This window comes from Streptomyces sp. NPDC004721 (assembly GCF_053601495.1).
This window is the reverse complement of sequence record NZ_JBSGBZ010000003.1, coordinates 89,916-108,318: the sequence shown is the minus strand read 5'-3', so window position 1 is coordinate 108,318 and position 18,403 is coordinate 89,916. Positions and strand designations below refer to the sequence as shown.

Sequence of the window (18,403 nt, the reverse complement as noted above, 5' to 3'; positions counted from 1 at the left end):
CCCCAGGCCACGACCCCCGCCACCCCGCCTGCCCCAACCGCCACCACTGCCCGAGCCAGGAGCCAGGATGGTCTCGCCCACCTCCGAAGAGGACAACCGCAAGGTTCAGACCGCGGTCATCGGTCAGGCCGAGTCGGACTGGCCGGTGTTCCTGCCGTACGACCACGACGACTTCGACCGGTTCATGCGGAGCCGGACCCGCGACGACTTCTACTGCGGCGTCCTGCTCGGCGGCTGCGGCAAGAAGCTGACTCCGAAGCGGTACACGGAGAAGAAGTGCCACTTCGCGCACCGGCCGCCCGTGCACTGCCGCCGCACGGAGACCGGTGAAGCCAGCGCCGACCACCTCTACATCGGGCAGGCGCTGCGGCGCTGGCTGCTGCGGCAGGGATACCAGGACGCCGAGGTCACGTACCTGGACCCCGGCTTGGTCCACGGTGGAGCCGTCGAGGTCCGGTTCGGTCAGGGCCGGTCCCGGCTCATCCGGGTCCAGTTGGCCCGCCTCTCCCTCCGCGAGTGGCAGGAGACCCGCAAACGCCTCGCCGACCGGCACACCCACGTCCACTGGGCGTACGGACCCTACTGCGGGCTCTCGCACAACGAGGTGGACGCCGCCGGGCATGCCATCCGCATCTCCTGCCGCACCGAGGGCGGGACCCGCGCGGTGTACGTCGGCACGCAGTACTCGGACAACAGCCTCGCGTGGTCGGCCCTCACCGAGTGCCGCCTGTCTAACGAGGGGATCATCACGCCCCGCCTCGACGCCGAACCGCCCGCGAGCAGCACACCCGCTCCCGCCCCTACGTCCGTGGCCTTCCCGCTGGCTCCGGGCACCATCGCCTTCACCGCGGCGACCGAACTCCCGGCGCCACACCCTGACCCGGACGGCACCGCCGTACGCCTCTACGAGGCCGACCTCCAGCCGCTCGGCTCGACCGTAGTCCGGGCCCGGATCACCCTGCCGCATGCCCACCCCGCCCCTCCTCCGCACCAACTGCACGTCATCTACTCCTCAGCTCACCTGCTGCCGCTCACCGAAGCGGCCCCCTCCGAGCCCGCCTGGCTCATACGCGCCGACGGCGCCTCGCCCCTACCCCAGCAGACCGACTCCCGTTGGCCGGACCTGCGCCCCGCATCTCAGCCATCCGAGTCGCCCCCACCAACCCCCACGACGACCGAACCCTCCACCTCAACACTCCTTAGGCTCCCCCTCGGTGAGGCCGAGACGCTCCGCGTCTTCCGCTCAAAGCTGGAACTCGTCGCCCGCGCCCAGGGCATCGTCAACTGGGAGACGCTGGTTAGCCACGCGGGAGCGACACCTGCCGACATCACACCGGAGGAACGCGTCCGCCTGCTCATCGCGGTGGACCACCCCAGAGCCGACGGCAAGCCCGTGCTCTCGGCACTGGTCAAACCAGCCCTTGCCCCGGACGCGCCCGCCCCGTACTTCGCCGACGTCCTCGCCGGCCTCGGCTGGAGATCCGACCTGTCCGAGGCGAAGGTTGTGGAAATCTGGGAGCGCGAGCGAAGGACCGCCTACGCCCTAGTCGAATCGACACCCGCACGGCAACAGCCCTCGGCCGGACTGTCAGAGGCGAAGGCCGGTAGCGCCCCCGGGCTGAACGAGGCGCGGCTCGTGGCCCGGTTCCGCGAGCACCTGGAACTCGTCGCCAAAGGACACGGCATCATCAAGTGGTCGACCCTGCTCAAGAAGCAGCACATCTCACCGTCTACGTTGTCCGATGAGGACCGCGTTCGGCTGCTGGCCGCGGTCGACAGGTCCTACGTTCCCGGACGCCGGATGTTGTCGGCCCTGGTGAAGGCGGACGGGCAGACCCCAGGTCCGGCCCCGTTCTTCGGCGACGTGCTGACGGAGTTGGGCTGGACGCCCGACGCTGCCACCCCGACCGTGGAGGCAGCATGGCGGGCCGCCGTGGACCGTGCCTACGCACGGGGCGCACAAGCCGTAACCGTGACCCCAACCGCTCCAGCCGAGAAGGATCGCGTGCGCTGGGGCAAGCTCGGAACCACCAAGGCAGCCGTAGTCATGGCCGTTCGGCGGGCACTGATCGACGCCGCCCGGCGTCAGGTCTGCGTGGGCTGGCACACGCTCGCCGCTGCCGCCGGACTCAAGCCGACGGACCTCACCGACCGGGCCAGGGAAGCGATCCTCGTATCAGTCGACAGCCCACCCACGTACGGGGTGTTGCTCTCCTCGCTCGTGGTCGCCTCGGAACACACGCCTGTGCCGTACTTCGACGCCATCCTCAAACACCTCGGACGTCCCCACGGCCTGCGCCCCATCGAACTGGGCCAGCTCCGGAAGACGGAGCAGGCCCGAGTGTTCGCGGCCTACAGCGCTGCCGCCGACACCGCCGATGACGCGAAGGAAAGAACATGAGACCGAACTGTCGTCGCCTCGCCATCGGCATAGCCGCCACCGCAGCCGTCGTCACCCTGTCCGGCGCGGCAGGAGCAGTCGCTGGCGCCTACTTCGTCGCGACCGACCCGACCGGCGCGCGGGGCCCGGAGGGATCGGAAGGAGCACGGGGACCGCAAGGGCCTCAGGGTGAGCAGGGGCTGCAAGGTGAGCGCGGCCCCAAGGGTGACCGGGGAGAGCCCGGCGCAACCCCTGAACCAGCCACCCTCGGCATACCGGACGCCAGCACAACGGGCCCCGATCTCTCCGGTGGCCTACTCATCAGCTCCGGCACGTGCCCGGTAGGAACCTCTCAGTGGGACACCATCTACGTGGGCCGCAACTCCGTCCTCGGGTCACCGGGCGACGTCGATATGCGCGCGATGACGCTCTGCAAGATCCTCTGAGCGCCACCGCGCATGCCACTCTACTCAGGCCCCCCGGCGAACCCCACGAACCGCGACCACTCCTCACGCCCGACAGCGAAGTGAGGACGCGTCATGTCCTTGGAGTCCCGTACATGGACGGCCTGTTCGGTGACGGCGACCTCCACGCAGCTGTCACCCTGGCTGCCGCTGTAGCTGGACTTGAACCAGGCCAGTTCCGTCGTACTCATAGCTCTCCTCGGAGTCGCTCCAGCAGACCCCGCGAGTCCTGGGCGTTCAGGGCCTGCGAGCGCAGTGTGTCATAGCGCTGCTGGAGCAGGCTCACCTCTTTCGGGTCGGAGATCAGACGGCCGTTCTGCTGCCCCTCGGAGTACGCAAGTCGCTGCCCTTTCGGGGTCTCCAACAGCTGGAGAGGACCGTCGAGGCAGGCATGCAACCCCGCTGCCAAAGGCACAATCTGAAGCGTCACGTTACGCGGTGCGCTCAACTCCAGCACATGATCGAACAACCCCCGCATCAGCCCCGCGTCCCCGATTCGGCGCCGGAACACATGCTCCTCGACGATGAAACTGAACGGGGTCGTCGGCCGTTCGAAGAGCATCCTCTGGCGTTCCATCCGCCGCTCCATGAAGCTCTCCAACTGCTCGTCCGGCGCCACCGGAACGGTCCCCTCGAAGACCGCCCGCGCATACCCCTCCGACTGCAACAACCCTGGCACTAACCGGCACTCATACGTGCACAGACTCACCGCCACCCGCTCCAGCCGAGCCCACTGCCGGAACCAAGCCGCCAGCCCCGCCTCACCCCGCGTCAGATACTGGGCCGACTTCCGCAACGCCCCCGTGTTCCCCAGCGCCTCCTCCGCCCGCTCCACGAACGACTCGTCCGGCATCCGCCGCCCCAACTCCACGGACTCCACCGTGTGCTTGGAGAAGCGCACCAGTTCCCCGAACTCCACCCGGCTCAGCCCCGCGTGCTCGCGCAGCGCCTGGACGACGGCTCCGAACGTCCGCAGACTGTCCGACGGGTCCGGTTCCCGCTCGCACTCCCCGTCCGGCACCGCCGGTTCGACGTGGTCGGTCGTCATCGAGGCCCACCTCCAGGTGCACACATGCCAGTTCCCCCTGCTGGAGAACGACCAGAGTGGCCAACCCGGATTCGTACAGTCCACCGAACGTGTCCGTACGCTGACCCAGCGTACGGGCCGGGGAAAGTCATCCCGCCCGCCGACCAGTTCCGGGGGCATCACCGTTCCTGCACGGAACATTCCTCACGGCGGCGCTCGCCCGACCACGGCAAGGACCATTGTCCGAGCGGACGGCCGTGCTCGGGCCACTCCTCCTCGACGAGGTCGAACCAGCTGACCGCTGCAGCTGATCCGCCAGGGCAGCCGCCGAGGACTTGGCGCAGCCCCGGCCGGAAGCGCGCAGGTTCGCGAATTCCAGAGCGCCGAACAACGGAAACCCGTGCCCAGAGCTTGCCCCGGCAGCGGCCGGGACAGGCGGCTGGCTCAGCGGGCGTCGGGCCGGTGCTCGGTGATCCAGCGGGCGGCAAGGAGCCCGGAGGCCGCGGTGAGGACGGCGGCGATGACGGTGGCGTTGAGGCCGGAGGCGTCGGCGAGGATGCCGGCGACCAGTGCGCCGGCCGCGTAGCTGGTGTCCCGCCGGAACCTTACGTGCCCAGTCCGGGCGGCCGGTCCGCCCGCACCGGGTTGCGGCCGCGGAGCAGGACGACGAAACGGCTCATCGGCGTCGCCCCGCCCGGGGCTACGCAGGCGATTCGCCGGTCAGCTGCGCCGCGTGAGGATGCTGAGGGTGTTGGCGGCCACGATGGCGCCGATGCTCGCCCATTCCGTCCAGCCCAGGTTCTGGCCCAGGCCGATCCAGCCGACGAGGGCGGCGAGGAGCGGGTTGATGCTCATGAAGAGCCCGAACGCCTGGGCGGGTACGCGACGCAGGGTGAACAGGTCGGCGAGGTAGGGCACCGCCGAGGAGAGCACGCCGGCCGCGACGGCGTGGCCGACGGCCGCCGCGGTCGGCGGCTGGTGCAGGACGAGGATGATGCCGACCGGCAGGAACATCAGCGCGGAGAGTCCGGCCGCGGTGGCGGAGCCCTGCGCGCCCGGGATGCGGCGGCCGACGGTGCGGTTGAGGAGGATGTACGACGCCCAGCAACACGCGGCCAGCAGGCCCAGGCCCATTCCCACGTAGTCGGTCGAGGGCTGGGGGCGCATCAGGGTGACGACGCCGGCCGCGGCGATCACCGCGCAGCAGGCGTCGACGCGGCGACGTGCGGCGGCGAGGGCGATCGTGAGCGGGCCGAGGAACTCCAGCGTGACCGCCAGGCCGAGGCCGATGCGGTCGATGGCGGTGTAGAGGGACAGGTTCATGGTCCCGAAGACCACGGCGAGCCCCAGCATCGGCCGCCACTGCGCCCGGGTGAAGTCCCGCAGGCGGGGGCGGCCGACGGCAAGCAGGACGACCGCGGCGACGTACTGGCGGACCGCGACGACGCCCACCGGCCCGAGGACGGGGAAGGCAAGGGAACCGATCGCGGCGCCGACCTGGTTCGACAGACCGCTGCCGGCCATCGTGACCACGCCGGCCAGCCGCCCCCCAGACGGTGCCGGGACCGAGGGAGCCGTGGACGGGGCAGAGGACACGGAAATCGCGTCGGATGCGCTACGCATGACCCGATGGTGCGACCCCGCGACACTTGCACAAAATGCGTTCACGGTGGGATCTATACACTTGAGTAATGAATGTGGAGCTGCGGCAGCTGCGCTGCCTCGTCGCCATCGTCGACGAGGGCACCTTCACCGACGCCGCCATCACTTTGGGCGTCTCACAGGCAGCAGTGTCCCGGACCCTTGCCTCGCTCGAACGCGCCCTGGGGGTGAGGCTGCTGCGGCGCACCTCACGCGAGGTGACACCGACCGCGACCGGGCTGCGGGTGGTCGCCCAGGCCAGGCGGGTGCTCGGTGAGGTGGACGACCTGGTCCGGGAAGCCACCTCGGGCCACAGCATCCTGCGGATCGGCTACGCCTGGTCGGCGGTCGGCCGCCACACGCCCGCGTTCCAGCGCCGCTGGGCTCAGGCGCACCCCGGGACGGATCTGCACCTGGTCCGCGTCAACTCCGCGACCGCCGGCCTGGCGGAGGGCGCCTGCGACCTCTCCGTCATCCGCAATCCCCTGGACGACCGCCGCTTCGACGGGGCCATCATCGGCCTGGAGCGTCGCCTGTGCGCCCTGTCCGCCGAGGACCCCCTGGCCGCACGCCGGTCGCTGCGCCTTGCCGACCTCGGCGACCGCATCCTGCTGATCGACCGGCGGACCGGCACCACCACACCCGAACTGTGGCCGTCCGGCTCCCGCCCGGCGACCGAGGAGACCCATGACGTCGACGACTGGCTGAACGTGATCTCCAGCGGGCGCTGCGTCGGCATGACGGCGGAGTCCACCGCGCACCAGTACCCCCGGCCCGGCATCGTCTACCGGCCGGTCCGCGACGCCGAGCCCATCGCCGTACGCCTCACCTGGTGGCGAGACGACCCGCACCCCGCGACCCAGGCGGCGATCGAACTGCTCACCGCCCTCTACCGGGGCGAGTGACGCACTCGTCCCACGCGGCCACGAAAGATCACGGACTTGCCCAACTTCTCGGACACGCCCCGCCTACGCCTTGCCCTTCGGCAGCCTGCCGCCGCTCGGTGGCCGCACCGCAGTCGTTCGGTCGGGAAGTCCTGTCCGACCGGACTACCTGTTGACCGCGGTGCGGCCGGGGCCGGAGACCGGTGCCGTCAGGTCACCGGCTTGTACCCGAGGATGAACGTGGCCGGCAGGCCGCTGCCCGGGTTGCCCGAAGTGCTCGGCTTGGCCAGGGAGTACACCGGTGCGTTCACCGCCTGGAGTGCCTCCAGCGCCTTGGCCTCTCCTGCTGCCGCTCCGTAGTAGAGGTGGAACTCTCCCACAAGGCCGGCATTCGGATCGCCGGGTACGGGCTCCACCGGGACGGAGACGTCGAGGACCGTGCCCTGGTCGTACGGTCCGGCGTCGGTGAAGGACCCCTCATGGTGGAGCTTGGGCCGCCCTGAACCCGGGTCGGGCCCGGCCAGACCGTAGTCGCTGGCGAACCCCACGTTGGGGTGGTCCGCCTTGAGGGTGACGTACTCCTTGGTCGCGGTCGGTTCCACGTCCCAGTCGACCACCCGCCGGTAGGTGATGTGCGGCTGGTCGCCAGGCGGAGCCAGTGACGTGACCGTGACGGACACGTCATACAGCTCGGGACGTGCCGAGGGCTTGTACTCGTGCGTGACGTACACCGGGTAGTCGGTGCCCACCAGCCGCACCGTCGACTTGGCGGTGGTCGGCGTGGTGGTGAACTCCGTCACCTCGGCGTTCGCCGACAGCCCGTGGACTCCGTGCGACCAGCCGCTCCACTGGCCGACGCCCTCCGGCGGGGTGACCTGGATGCCCCATCCCTCGCAGTGGCAGGCGAAGGCGGAGACGGCCTCGTAGTTGGTGGGTTTGTGCCGCAGGCCCACCTGGGTGGTTCCGGTGCCGGCGCTGGGCCTGCCGCCCGGAGTGATCAGATTCCCGCCGGGTTGTACGCCGATCTCCACGTCACTGGCGCCGACCGAACCGCCGAACAGCGAGGTGTACTTGGTCTCCCAGCGGCCCTCCTCCTCGCCCTCGCCCGGGCGGCCGTGGCTGATCATCAACGTGACCACGTTGCAGGCGCCGCCGATCCTGGTGTCGAGGGTCTTGTCCTCTTCCCATGCGCTCTTGTCGTCCGCGAAGCAACGCCGGGGAATCCTGTCCCAGTTGACGACGGTGAAGGTCAGGCGCTTGTCGTCGTCCTGCATGGTGCGTACGGCCATGTTCCACAGCTTGGCCGGATCGGCCTGGCCGACGAGGTCGACGTAGTGCACTCCACCGCCCTTGACCGTCCACTTGCCCGAGGCCTTGCCGTCGGCGGGCAGTGCGACGGTCTCGTGCTTGGGGCGGGCCACCGGGAAGGTGGCGTCCGAGCCGGAGCCGCTCAGGGCACTGCACCATTGGGGTACGTCCCCGTCCTGGTAGCGCCAGTACGAGCCGTAGTCCGCGGCCGTGCTGCCGCCGCACAGGTGGTAGTTGGCGACACCGAACACGCGGAACTCCTCGTGGACGTCGCGGTGGTAGTCGTCGGTGATCATGTCTCGGATCTCGGTCGCGCCGTCGGGGAACCAGGCGCCGCCGATCCGCTCCCACGAGTGCCTGATCGCGTCCTGGCCGAACCGCTCGTCGAGGAACTCGGCGAAGATGAAGGCGCCGTACTGGCGGCCCGTGCCGAAGCCGTCCTGCTTGGTGGGTTCCTCCTCGGGTCGCTCGAAGAACTTCGGCAGATTGCGCGCGTAGTCGTAACGGCTGGCCGTCGGAACCGCGGGGTCGGGCGCCAGCGCCTGGTGCGCACCCCATTCCGCGGTGGCCTCCATCCAGGCGTTGAGGCTGCGCATGTTGAAGACGAGCCGCCAGCCGACGTACTTGTACTGCATCGAGTGGAACAGTTCGTGCCGGGGCAGATAGAACTCCTCCGCCTCTTGGCCCGTACTGAACTTCGTCCCGATGTGGATGATGTTCGCGTCGGCGAGCTCGTAGGGCTGCACGAAGCCCACGTTCGGATCCACATGGGTTGAACCGAGGAAGACGGCGACCTTCTTGTCGGTGTCTTCCCTGGGCCTGAAGCCCATCGACGTGTACGTATTCCACGCCTGTTCCAGGGAACGGGACATCCGGTCCACGTAGTTGGGGACGCCGTTGTCCGGGACGTCTCCCTCGGCGGACGTGCCGGCCCCGTCGTACGGGTTCACGTTGTTCTCGCCGCCGACGCTGTAGAACACCGAGAAGTTGGCCGTCTGGTGCACGCACTCGAACTCGCCCGGCAACTTGCCCTTCTGCCCGCACTCGGTGAGTGGGGCGAGCGCGGCCTGCTGCTGGGCCGTCTCGGCGGCCACGTCCTGCGGCTGCCTCGCGATCAGCGGCGCCAGCACGTCGGCGTGGGCCATGCGATTCTGGATGCTGCGCCGCACCGGGTGCCCGACACGGTCCAGTTCACGAGCGAGAATCATGGCGAGGATGGTGCGCTGTTCCTGCGGCAGGTCCTTGTCCCGGTAGCGGGCCGGTACTTTGCCTTGATAACCGAGCTTGGCGTAGGCGTGGTTGATGAACGCCTCTGCGTTGAGGCGTCCGGACCGCAGGTCCTCGAGCATCAGCCGGACGCCGGGCTCGAAGTCCTCGTACGACTCCGGCTCCGGGGTCGGCGGGGGCTCTTCGGCGGTGGTGCGCGGCGCCGGGTCGTACACCGGTTGCTCGTACGCGGCCGGTGCGAACGGCGCGGCCGGTGCGAACAGTGCGGCCTGCTTTTCGACCGCGGAGCCCGGAGCGCGGTCGTCGGTCCCGGCTGCCGCCGTCGGTTGGCACAGCGTCACGGCCAGCGAGGCGACGGCCAGCGCCGCGAGCGCGGTACGGGGTCTGTGCTTCATCGTGCGTAAGGCACCTGAGAAACGCCACATGGCAGATCCCCCCAGATTCTGCGGCCCCTGTCGGCCGGTGCCGGCAGGTGGCCATGGATGCGGTAGGGCAGAGGCTAGAGGGGGAGGCACATTCTGAACATGGGCCTGACAATGTCCACCAGGGCCACGGGTCCTTCCCCCGCCCCGGGAATCGACTTCACGTGCCCCGACCGTTACATCAACCGCCCGATGACGGCACGGCTGACCCTCGGCAGCTCCTCGTCATGCTCGATGCACGCGAACCGGCCGCCGCGCCGGGGCAGGGCCAGTTGCGAGCGCCCGGTGCCTCGGTCACCGCGGCGCTGCGAGGCGGTTAGGGTGCTGGTTCCGTCGCGCACCCCGTCTGCCCGGGAGACAAGGTCTTGAGTAATACCCCAGTACCGCCCTCTGCCCGCGCAGCGCAGAAGCCGCCGAAGAAGCACCGGCGGTTCGCGCTCTGGGGCGTGCTGGGACTGCTTGGTGCAACGACGGCGCTCTGCTCGGTGATATTCGCCTTCGCCCGCCTGGACAGCCGTCACGTCTGCACCCTGGAAGCCACACCAGCGGGAATCAGTGTCGATATCGTCCCGGCGATCGCGAATACAGTGTCCGAGGCGACACTCACGGCTTGCTGGGACGGCGCGTGCCAGGAGCGTCCCTTCGGGCATGGGATGTACCAGCAGAGCGGGCTGCCGGCGGGAGACCCCGTCATGTCGACTGAATCCGTCGCAGCGACGGAAAGCCCTGCAGCGAGCCCCACTCAGACATCGGATCCGGACGAACGTCATGTTTTCGTCGGCCTGAACAGCCTGCCGGCAAAGCCGGTGGACGTCACCGTCGTACTCAAGAACCAGAACGGTGCTCCTGTGCTCCGTGAACGGATCCACGTCACTCCCCAAGTGGTCCGTCCCAACGGCCGAAACTGCACTCCCGGCGGCCCCCAGGCGCACCTGCAGGTCACCGGAGAAGGACGGCTGACACTCCACGCGCAGAGCGCCAACACCCCGACGCCGAGCCGATGATCTGTGCCCGGTCCGGTCAGGCACTGTCCATCGCCAACCCACAAGATCTCCGGTTGTAGTACTTGTGGCGCCCTGCCGTTACGATCATCCTTCTCCGCGTCGAGCGTTGTGCGTCGCGACTGGAGGTGGGAGTGACTGCCACGGTGGGTCCGACCGGAGTGGAAGCGGTGGTGCGGAGTGACGCGGCACTGCTGGAGGACGATCTGGCCGAGTTCCTCGGCTCGTTGGCCGTCGTACCGGCGCTCGGAGGCCCGGGGACGGCATCGGTGTACGACGGGGCGTTACGGCGTTCGTTGTACGAGCCGGTCGCGGTTGCCGTCGGATCCAAGGTGGGGCAAGAGGCGTTGCCGCCCGTTGCCGGGGCGCCCGGCGGCACCAGGGCACCACTGCGCCCCTCGATGGTGTACTGGGCGTACCGCAACTACCGTGGCTTCCCCGACGAGGTCGTGGACGAGGCTTCCTCGGCCGACCTGGCGGTGATCCGCCGCGCGGCGGTGGCGGTGCGGATCCTGTTGAAAGCCGCGGTCGCACTCGACGACGTCCAGGACGGCAGCGACGTCCGCTACGGTGAGGCCTCGCTCCACGTCACCCACGGCGTACCACTCGCCCTCAACACCGGTTCCTGGCTGATCACGGCCGCGCTTCGGCACGCAGCCGATCCGCGGGTCGTGGACAGCCTGGTACAGGCGGTCGGCAACGGCTTCACCGGCCAGGCCGTCGACATGGCCACGCGGTCGGCGTGCACCCGCGCCGAGTTGGTGGACGCGCCGCACGATGTGCGGGTGGACTTCTGGGAGTCGATGGCCGCGCTCAAGACCGGGACGTTGTTCTGGATGCCGCTCGACGCGGCGATCGCAGCCCTACGCGTCGTCGAGGACGAGCGGCGCACACTGGACGACGCCATGCGCAAGCTCGGGCTGGCGAGCCAGTTGTTCAACGACCTGACCGACTTCGTGCCCGAACTAGGCGGGGTCAACACCCACGAGGACTTCGACGGACTGAGCAACCGTGTCTTCCTCGAACTCCTCGACTCCGCACCGCCCGCACAGCGCGCCTCGGCAGAACTGGACAGTGACCGGATGAAGTCGCTCGTCCTCGGCCATCCCAAGCTGGAGCACACACTCCTCGCGCTCGCCGCCGAAGCGGTCGAACTGAAGCGTGCGGCAAAGGAGGCCGTGCACCGCGTGTGCCGCTCCGACCGCAGCGCGGCGTACTTCGACCTGACGATCGAACGCAAGGGGCACCTCATCGACCGTCTCCACCAGACGGTTCGGCAGCGGAGCGGCGTATGACGGCCACGGTGGTCGAGCGCCTGCGCGCAAGCACCCGGGCATGGCACGATGCCTTGGAAACCAGCGGGTTCGCCACCGCGATGGTCGCCGGGACGCTCCCGCTCGACCGGTACGTCGGGCAACTCGCGGCCTACCGCGTGGTCCTGGAGACGCTCGAAGGCGAACTGTCTCGCGCCGCAAGCCCGTCCGTCGACCGGGTGTGGTCGGCGGAACTGGCCAAACTCCCCCTCATCGAGCGCGACTTGCGGTATTTCGCCGAGTTCGACGTCGATCCGAAACCCTGGGCAGCCGGGGAGACAGCGACGTTCGTGCAGGAGATCCGGCGCACCGCGGCATCGGCCCCTCAGGCTCTGCTCGGATTCCTGTACGTCCTGGAAGGCTCCACACTCGGCGGTCTGGTACTGCGCCAGTACGTCACCACGGCCTACCGGCTGCACAACGCGGACGGCGTGGCCTACTACGGCAGCGGCGACCGTGACCGCTGGGCGCGCTTCACAGCCCGCATGAACCAGGCACTCTCCGAGCCGGAGTCGCAAGACCGCGTCATCACCGCCGCCCACCGGGCCTACCACCACATCGCCGCGATGACCGACGCCCTGTCCGTAGGCCTCGCCCCGGGCCCGTGAACCGGCGCCGATAGGTGCACACCGCGGTGTCTGATGCGCAAGGCCGGCGTCGACATGTCCGAGGTGCGGTTCCTGCGGTCGTGCCGTGTCGCGGAGGAACTCGCGGCCAGGCCGCCGGTACGAGCCGACGCAACGGTGGACAGGGTTCCGGTCGAGCTGTTAGGCAGTGACCTCCACAAGTCGATCAACGGGGGATACTCATGCGTTCAGCCGCGCGGCGCGCGACACCGGTGCTGCTGGCAGCCGTCCTGCTGACTTCGTGCTCGTCCGGGCACGGCGACGCCACGGCGCCGGCTCCGGGCAAGCCCTCGTCCCCGGCAACGCCGGCCGCTGCCGAGCGCAGCGACGCCGCAAGTCCTGCCTCGCCGGCGACGAGCCCTTCCGGGACGGCGGGCTACCCCACCACGGAAGCCGCGCCGGGAGCGGCGGTGCCGCAGGTCCGGGACGCCTTCGCCGTCCTCCAGGCCACGTACACCGACGGCTGCACCACCCCGGGGAACTGCGAGTACTTCCTCAACCGGGTGCTGACCAATCTCAACGACCTCTACAACTCGATGAAGGCCAGCCCGAAGGGCACCGGTCACTTCGCCGGTCCCCTCTCGCGGATCCGCGCGATGCAGGACGCCCTCGGAGGCGACTTCTCCTTCCAGAACCTCAAACAGCACCAGAAGCTCCTGCTGGATACCCGGGAGGAGGTCAACACCTGGATGCAGTCCCATCCCGACGACTACCGATGAGGGCCTGCGGCGAAGCCAGGTCGCATTCCTGCTGATGTCCGGATGGCGAGGAGGCCGAGCCGTTGACCCGTCACAGGCCCGAAGATCTGCTCGTCCCGAAGTCACCCGGCCGCACCAGCCCCGTCTCATACGCGAGCACCACCGCCTGCGCCCGGTCCCGGAGTGCCAGCTTGGCGAAGATGCGGGCCACGTGGGACTTCACCGTGGCCTCGCTCAGGGTCAGTTCGGTGGCCAGTTCGGCGTTGGAGAGGCCGCGGGCCAGAAGGGTGAGGACTTCCAGTTCTCGGGGGGTCAGTGTGGCCAGGTCGGTGTGGACGGCGGGTGTGCGAGTGGAGTCCGAGGCGAAGCGTTCGACCAGTCGGCGGGTGATGGACGGGGCCAGCAGGGCGTCGCCGGTGTCGACGAGGCGTACAGCCGCCGCCAGGTGTTCCGGGGTGACGTCCTTCAGCAGGAAGCCGCTGGCCCCGATGGACAGCGCGGTGTAGACGTAGCGGTCCAGGTCGAAGGTGGTCAGGATGAGGACCCGGCAGTCCGGGAGCCGTTCCAGGATGCGGCGGGTGGCTTCGAGGCCGTCCATGTTCGGCATGCGGATGTCCATCAGGACGACGTCCGGCCTGAGTTCGCCTGCCGCCGCCAGCGCTTCCGCGCCGTCTGCCGCCTCGCCCACGACCTCGATGCCGCGGGCGGTCAGGATCAGCCGGAAGCCGGTTCTGATGAGGGTCTGGTCGTCGGCGATGAGGACGCGGGGGGCGGGCCCGGCCGCGGTCGTCGTCATGGGCGGTCCAGGGGGATGCGTGCCCTCACCCGGTAGCCGCCGCCGAGGCGGCGGCGGGCGTCCAGGTCTCCTCCGTACACCGCGACCCGTTCCCGCAGACCGAGAAGTCCGCGGCCCGTGCCGTCCCCGTGTCGCGGGACGGCCCGTGTGGAGGTGGGTTGCGCGGGCGCGGTGCCGGTGAGCACGCTCGGGCCGGTGTTCAGCACCTCCACCCGCAGGGCGTAGTCCGCGTATCGCACGGTCACCTCGGCCTTGCCGCCCTCGCCGTGTTTGAGCGCGTTGGTCAGCGCCTCCTGGATGATGCGGTAGGCGGTCACGTCGACGCCCTCGGGTAGCAGGCGCGGCTCGCCGGAGATCCGCACCTCCACGGGCAGTCCGGCGAACGAGACCCGGTCGACGAGCGGGCCGAGCCGGTCGAGGCCGGGCTGCGGCGCCGGCCCCGCGACTCCGCGGTCGCCTTCCGCGCCCTCGACCAGGTCCTCGTAGTCCGTGTCCTCGCCGTTCTGTGACGGCGCCAGCAGGCCCAGCAGATGCCGCAGGTCGGTCATCGCGCCGCGCCCCGCGTCCTCCACGGCCCTCAGGGCCGCCGCGGCCTCGTCCGGCATGGTGCCCAGCACCTCCCTCGCGGCCCCGGCCTGAACCACCATGAGGCTGACGTTGTGGCTGACGATGTCGTGCAACTCACGGGCGATTCGGTCGCGTTCGGCCGCCACCGCGGTACGGGCGGCGCTCGCCCGCTCCCGCTCCAGCAGCCAGCCGCGTTCCCCCAGGGCGGTCCGCCAGCGGCGCCTCGTACGCACCAGCGCCACCGCCAGCCATCCGGCGGCCGCGCACGTCACCCCCAGCCCCGCCATCAAGGCGTCCGGCTCCCACTCCCACACGGAGGCCACCTTCGCAGAACGGCGCCCCATCCGCATCAGCCTACGGATCCATGGGCCTGCATCCTGAGGATGAGGTGCGGGCCGGAGTGCCATCCAGGGGGCGATGTCCACGCACGTGTCTTCGCCTAGCGTCCCGTGCATGGTCACTGAGGACAGCAGCGGAGAGGCCGTCGTACAACTCGACGGCGTGCGCAAGGAGTACGGCGGGACGACGGCGCTGGACGGGGTGTCGCTCGAGATCCGGGCCGGGGAGGCGGTCGCGGTGATGGGACCCTCGGGGTGCGGCAAGTCCACGCTGCTCAACATGATTTCCGGCCTGGACCGACCGACGGGCGGCACGGTCCACGTGCACGGGGAGAACGTGGGGGCGCTGAGCGAGAAGGGGCTGGCCCTGTACCGGCGGCGGCGGATCGGCATGGTCTTCCAGTTCTTCAACCTCATCGACGACCTGTCCGCCCTGGACAACGTAGCCCTGGCCGCGCAGTTGACCGGCACCCCGGCCCGGCAGGCCCGCCGCCGCGCCCTGGAACTCTTCGAGGAACTCGGCATCGCCGACCGCCGGAACGCCTATCCGGCCGTACTCAGCGGCGGTGAACGGCAACGCGTCGCCGTGGCCCGGGCGTTGATGAACCGTCCCGCCCTGCTGCTGGCCGACGAGCCGACCGGCGCCCTGGACAGCCGCTCCGGCGAGCAGGTGATGGACCTGCTGCTCGACCTCAACCAGATCGGCCAGACGCTGATCCTGGTCACGCACGACGAGCACCTCGCACGGCGCTGCGCCAGCCGACTGGTTCTCCTCGCCGACGGCCGGGTGGCCGGCGAACACACCCTGGAGCCGTCCGCATGAGGGCGGTGTGGCGGGCCGCGCACGCGGCCGTACGGCGGCGCAGGCTCCAGTCGATCGTCATCTGGCTGGTCACGTTGACCTCGACCGGGGCGATCGTGGTCGCGCTCGGACTGGTCGACTCGGCCTCCGCCCCGTTCGACAAGGCGTTCGCCCAGCAGCACGGCCCGCACGTCGTCGCCGCGTTCGATCCCGCCAAGGTCTCGGACGCGCAGTTGACGCAGGCGGCTCGGCGGCCCGGGGTCGAGGCCGCCGCCGGACCCTTCACGCAGGCCGTACTCGACCTGCCGAGGGACGGCGCGCACGGCCTTCCCGGCGCCGTCACGGTCGTCGGCCGTCCCGGTCCCGGGGGCCCGGTGGACCGGGTGGACCTGTGGGCGGGCCGCTGGGCCACCCGGCCCGGTGAGATCGTCGTGAACCGGCAGTCGGACTGGACGCCGCACGACCTCGGCGAGCGGATCAACGTGCCCTCGGGACCGACCCTCACCATCGTCGGTTTCGGCTTCGACATGAGCCGCACCGCGGACGCCTGGGTCGCGCCCGGCCAGATGCCGGCCCTGCACCCGACGGCCACCCAGATGCTGTTCCGCTTCCCGGACGCCTCCTCCGAGAGCCGGCTCCGCGCCGACCTGTCCGCGGTGACCGCGGAACTGCCCAAGGACGCCCTCACCGCCTCCCAGTCGTATCTCACGCTCAAGAGCCAGGTGGGGAGTTCGGCGCGGGCCTACGCCCCGTACCTGATGGCGTTCGGGGTTCTCGGCATCGTGGTGGCGGTGCTCATCGTCGGCAACGTGGTAAGCGGCGCGGTGATCTCCGGCTTCCGGCACATCGGCATCCTCAAGGCCCTCGGGTTCACGCCGGGACAGGTCGTCGCCGTCTACCTCACGATGGTCTCCGTCCCCGCGGTCGTGGGCTGCGTGATCGGCACCGCCGTCGGCAATCTGCTGGCGCGTCCCCTCCTGGAGTTCGTGTTCATGGGGCCGGACGCGGGGATGTTCCACCGCAGCGTCGGCATCGCGCCCTGGGTGAACGTGCTCGCGCTGCTCGGCATGCCCGCCGTCTGCGTGCTCGCCGCGCTCGTTCCGGCGGCGCGTGCGCACCGGCTGTCAGCGGCGCGGGCGATCAGCGCGGGCAGCGCCCCGCGCGCCGGGCGGGCGCTGGGCATCCAGCGCCGGCTGGCGGGCAGCGGGCTGCCGCGGTCGGTGAGCCTGGGGATGGGCCTGCCGTTCGCCCGGCCGGGCCGCAGCGGCCTCACGCTCGCCGCCGTGGTCCTCGGGGTGGCCACCGTGACGTTCGCGACCGGCATGGGCACGACGATGACCAGGTTCGGGAACGCGGGGCGGGACGCCTACCAGGTCTCGGTGTACGCGAGCAGGGCCGACCACGGCAAGGTGATCGAGCCGGAGCACGGGGACCTCGCGCTCCAGTCGCTGCTTCGGTCGCTGCCCGGCGCGAGCGGCGTCACCGCGAGGGGGGTCGCGGAGGCCCGTATCGCCGGCTCGGTGCGATCGGTGATGATCGAGGGGCGCCGCGGTGACCGGCCGCAGTCGGACACCGTGCTCGTCGAAGGCCGGTGGACGCGCCGTACCGGCGAGGTCGTGGCCCCCTCGGCCTTTCTGCACCGGCACGGCCTGCGGGTCGGTGACCGTCTCGTCCTGGAGAAGGGCGACCGCCGGGAGGGGACGGTCGTCGTCGGCGAATCCATGGACATCAACGGCCAGTTGGTCTTCACCGACTGGTCGACGTTGACGGCGCTGTCCCCGGGCGAGAAGCCCATCGCGTACCTGATCGCGTTGCGCGACGGCGCCGACCCGGCCGCCTACGCGCGCGCCGCCAGGGCCGTCGACCGCGGCATCGACCCGGTGCCGCAAGGCCCGAACACCGTCACCCGGACCATCGTCGGCTCCGCGGCGCTGCTCACCGCGATGCTCGCCGTGGTGGCCTCCCTCGGCGTCCTCAACACGGTCGTCCTCAACACCCGCGACCGCCGCCGCGACCTGGGCATGCTGAAGTCGATCGGCATGACACCGCGTCAGGTGACCGTGATGGTGGTGACGTCGATGGCGCTGCTCGGCGCGGTCGGCTCCCTGCTCGGTGTCCCCCTGGGCATCGCGGGCTACGACCTGGTGGTGCCGCGGATGGCGGACGCCGTGGACATCGTCCTGCCCGCCTTCATGACGGACGTCTGGCGGGCCGGCACCCTCGCCCTCCTGGCGCTGTCGGGCGTCGCGATCGCGGTCCTGGGCGCGTACGTCCCGGCACGGGGCGCGGCACGGCTGACGGTGGCGGAGGCGCTGCGCAACGAGTGAGGCCGCCGACGCGGGTTGAGCGGTGCGCGCCGGACCTCGCCGAGCCGGCAGCCGCGGCTCCGGCGGCATCATCCGTCGGGGCCCGCGCATCAGCTTGGAGAAGTCCCGCACCTTGCGCCGGACCTCAGCTGCGGTGTGCACCCTCCGGTCGAGATCACCAGCAGTGCGGGCGGACGAACCATTGCCAGCCCTGGCACTCCACCGATACCACCGGCATCTCGGCGGGCTTCGCCTGTTTCATCCGCTCCGGAGTCCAGTACTCGAGGATCTCCTCGGGGGACGCCGTCTCGCGGTGCACGACCACGCCGCCGGAGCCCCCCGCGTCCGGGACCGTGGCCGACAGGGCCGCGCCGGAGAGTGCGATCGACCCGATGGACGCCGCGAGCACGATCCATGCGCGGGGCGGCAGCGTGGCACGGCGTTTGCCACGGTGGGCGGCACTCATCGGTTCTCCCTGCGCTGCGGATCGGCGGCCTCAGCCTCGTGGCCCCCGGGTGTCAATCGCCACATCCGGCGCTCCAACCTGCCTTTCACGAGAGGCAGTTGGCGTGCGCCGATACAACCGTACCGGGCCAAGAGCTG

15 protein-coding genes are annotated in these 18,403 nt (G+C 70.2%); 8 read left to right on the top strand and 7 right to left on the bottom strand.

Annotation, left to right across the window (positions count from 1 at the left end):
• Positions 1 to 67 precede the first annotated feature (67 nt).
• Positions 68 to 2,401 (top strand): hypothetical protein, encoded by a 2,334-nt coding sequence (locus tag ACWEK3_RS03610; protein ID WP_453248827.1) that lies wholly within the window; start codon positions 68 to 70, stop codon positions 2,399 to 2,401.
• A 445-nt stretch (positions 2,402 to 2,846) separates the two neighbouring features.
• Here the strand turns inward: ACWEK3_RS03610 and ACWEK3_RS03605 are convergent, their stop codons facing one another.
• From ACWEK3_RS03605 to ACWEK3_RS03595, 3 genes are all read right to left on the bottom strand, one after another.
• Positions 2,847 to 3,035 carry a DUF397 domain-containing protein gene (locus tag ACWEK3_RS03605; RefSeq protein WP_453248826.1) on the bottom strand — a complete coding sequence of 63 codons (189 nt, stop codon included), beginning with the start codon at positions 3,033 to 3,035 and terminating at the stop codon, positions 2,847 to 2,849.
• Entirely contained in the window at positions 3,032 to 3,892 is an 861-nt protein-coding gene (locus tag ACWEK3_RS03600; protein WP_453248825.1) for a helix-turn-helix domain-containing protein, read from the bottom strand. The genes ACWEK3_RS03605 and ACWEK3_RS03600 overlap by 4 nt, the downstream gene beginning before the upstream one ends.
• Before the next feature lie 699 nt (positions 3,893 to 4,591).
• The gene (locus ACWEK3_RS03595; RefSeq protein ID WP_453248824.1) at positions 4,592 to 5,494 is read right to left on the bottom strand and encodes an EamA family transporter; all 903 of its coding nucleotides are present in this window, start codon (positions 5,492 to 5,494) and stop codon (positions 4,592 to 4,594) included.
• Positions 5,495 to 5,562: 68 nt separating this feature from the next.
• Between ACWEK3_RS03595 and ACWEK3_RS03590 the strand changes: the two genes are divergently transcribed.
• Positions 5,563 to 6,417: a LysR family transcriptional regulator gene (locus tag ACWEK3_RS03590; protein ID WP_453248823.1), complete on the top strand. Its 855-nt coding sequence runs from the start codon at positions 5,563 to 5,565 to the stop codon at positions 6,415 to 6,417.
• A gap of 188 nt (positions 6,418 to 6,605) precedes the next feature.
• On the opposite strand, the gene ACWEK3_RS03585 is transcribed toward ACWEK3_RS03590, so the two are convergent.
• The gene (locus ACWEK3_RS03585) at positions 6,606 to 9,326 is read right to left on the bottom strand and encodes a hypothetical protein (RefSeq protein WP_453248822.1); all 2,721 of its coding nucleotides are present in this window, start codon (positions 9,324 to 9,326) and stop codon (positions 6,606 to 6,608) included.
• Between the two features lie 473 nt (positions 9,327 to 9,799).
• Between ACWEK3_RS03585 and ACWEK3_RS03580 the strand changes: the two genes are divergently transcribed.
• From ACWEK3_RS03580 to ACWEK3_RS03565, 4 genes are all read left to right on the top strand, one after another.
• Entirely contained in the window at positions 9,800 to 10,357 is a 558-nt protein-coding gene (locus tag ACWEK3_RS03580; RefSeq protein WP_453248821.1) for a hypothetical protein, read from the top strand.
• 131 nt (positions 10,358 to 10,488) lie between these two features.
• On the top strand, positions 10,489 to 11,649 hold the full coding sequence (locus ACWEK3_RS03575; RefSeq protein WP_453248820.1) for a polyprenyl synthetase family protein: 1,161 nt from the start codon (positions 10,489 to 10,491) through the stop codon (positions 11,647 to 11,649).
• Positions 11,646 to 12,275 (top strand): biliverdin-producing heme oxygenase, encoded by a 630-nt coding sequence (locus ACWEK3_RS03570; protein ID WP_453248819.1) that lies wholly within the window; start codon positions 11,646 to 11,648, stop codon positions 12,273 to 12,275. The genes ACWEK3_RS03575 and ACWEK3_RS03570 overlap by 4 nt, the downstream gene beginning before the upstream one ends.
• A gap of 200 nt (positions 12,276 to 12,475) precedes the next feature.
• On the top strand, positions 12,476 to 13,012 hold the full coding sequence (locus ACWEK3_RS03565) for a hypothetical protein (protein WP_453248818.1): 537 nt from the start codon (positions 12,476 to 12,478) through the stop codon (positions 13,010 to 13,012).
• Positions 13,013 to 13,082: 70 nt separating this feature from the next.
• Here the strand turns inward: ACWEK3_RS03565 and ACWEK3_RS03560 are convergent, their stop codons facing one another.
• Both ACWEK3_RS03560 and ACWEK3_RS03555 read right to left on the bottom strand, forming a co-directional pair.
• Positions 13,083 to 13,787, bottom strand: coding sequence for a response regulator (locus tag ACWEK3_RS03560; RefSeq protein WP_453248817.1), 705 nt, complete (start codon positions 13,785 to 13,787; stop codon positions 13,083 to 13,085).
• Positions 13,784 to 14,698 (bottom strand): sensor histidine kinase, encoded by a 915-nt coding sequence (locus ACWEK3_RS03555; RefSeq protein ID WP_453248816.1) that lies wholly within the window; start codon positions 14,696 to 14,698, stop codon positions 13,784 to 13,786. Before ACWEK3_RS03555 ends, ACWEK3_RS03560 begins: the two co-directional genes overlap by 4 nt.
• Before the next feature lie 109 nt (positions 14,699 to 14,807).
• Between ACWEK3_RS03555 and ACWEK3_RS03550 the strand changes: the two genes are divergently transcribed.
• A complete protein-coding gene (locus ACWEK3_RS03550; protein ID WP_453248815.1) occupies positions 14,808 to 15,515 on the top strand; it encodes an ABC transporter ATP-binding protein in 708 nt (235 codons plus the stop codon).
• Complete coding sequence (locus tag ACWEK3_RS03545; protein ID WP_453248814.1) at positions 15,512 to 17,821, top strand: ABC transporter permease; 2,310 nt, start codon at positions 15,512 to 15,514, stop codon at positions 17,819 to 17,821. Before ACWEK3_RS03550 ends, ACWEK3_RS03545 begins: the two co-directional genes overlap by 4 nt.
• Before the next feature lie 154 nt (positions 17,822 to 17,975).
• Here the strand turns inward: ACWEK3_RS03545 and ACWEK3_RS03540 are convergent, their stop codons facing one another.
• Entirely contained in the window at positions 17,976 to 18,266 is a 291-nt protein-coding gene (locus ACWEK3_RS03540; RefSeq protein ID WP_453248813.1) for a hypothetical protein, read from the bottom strand.
• Positions 18,267 to 18,403: the final 137 nt, after the last annotated feature.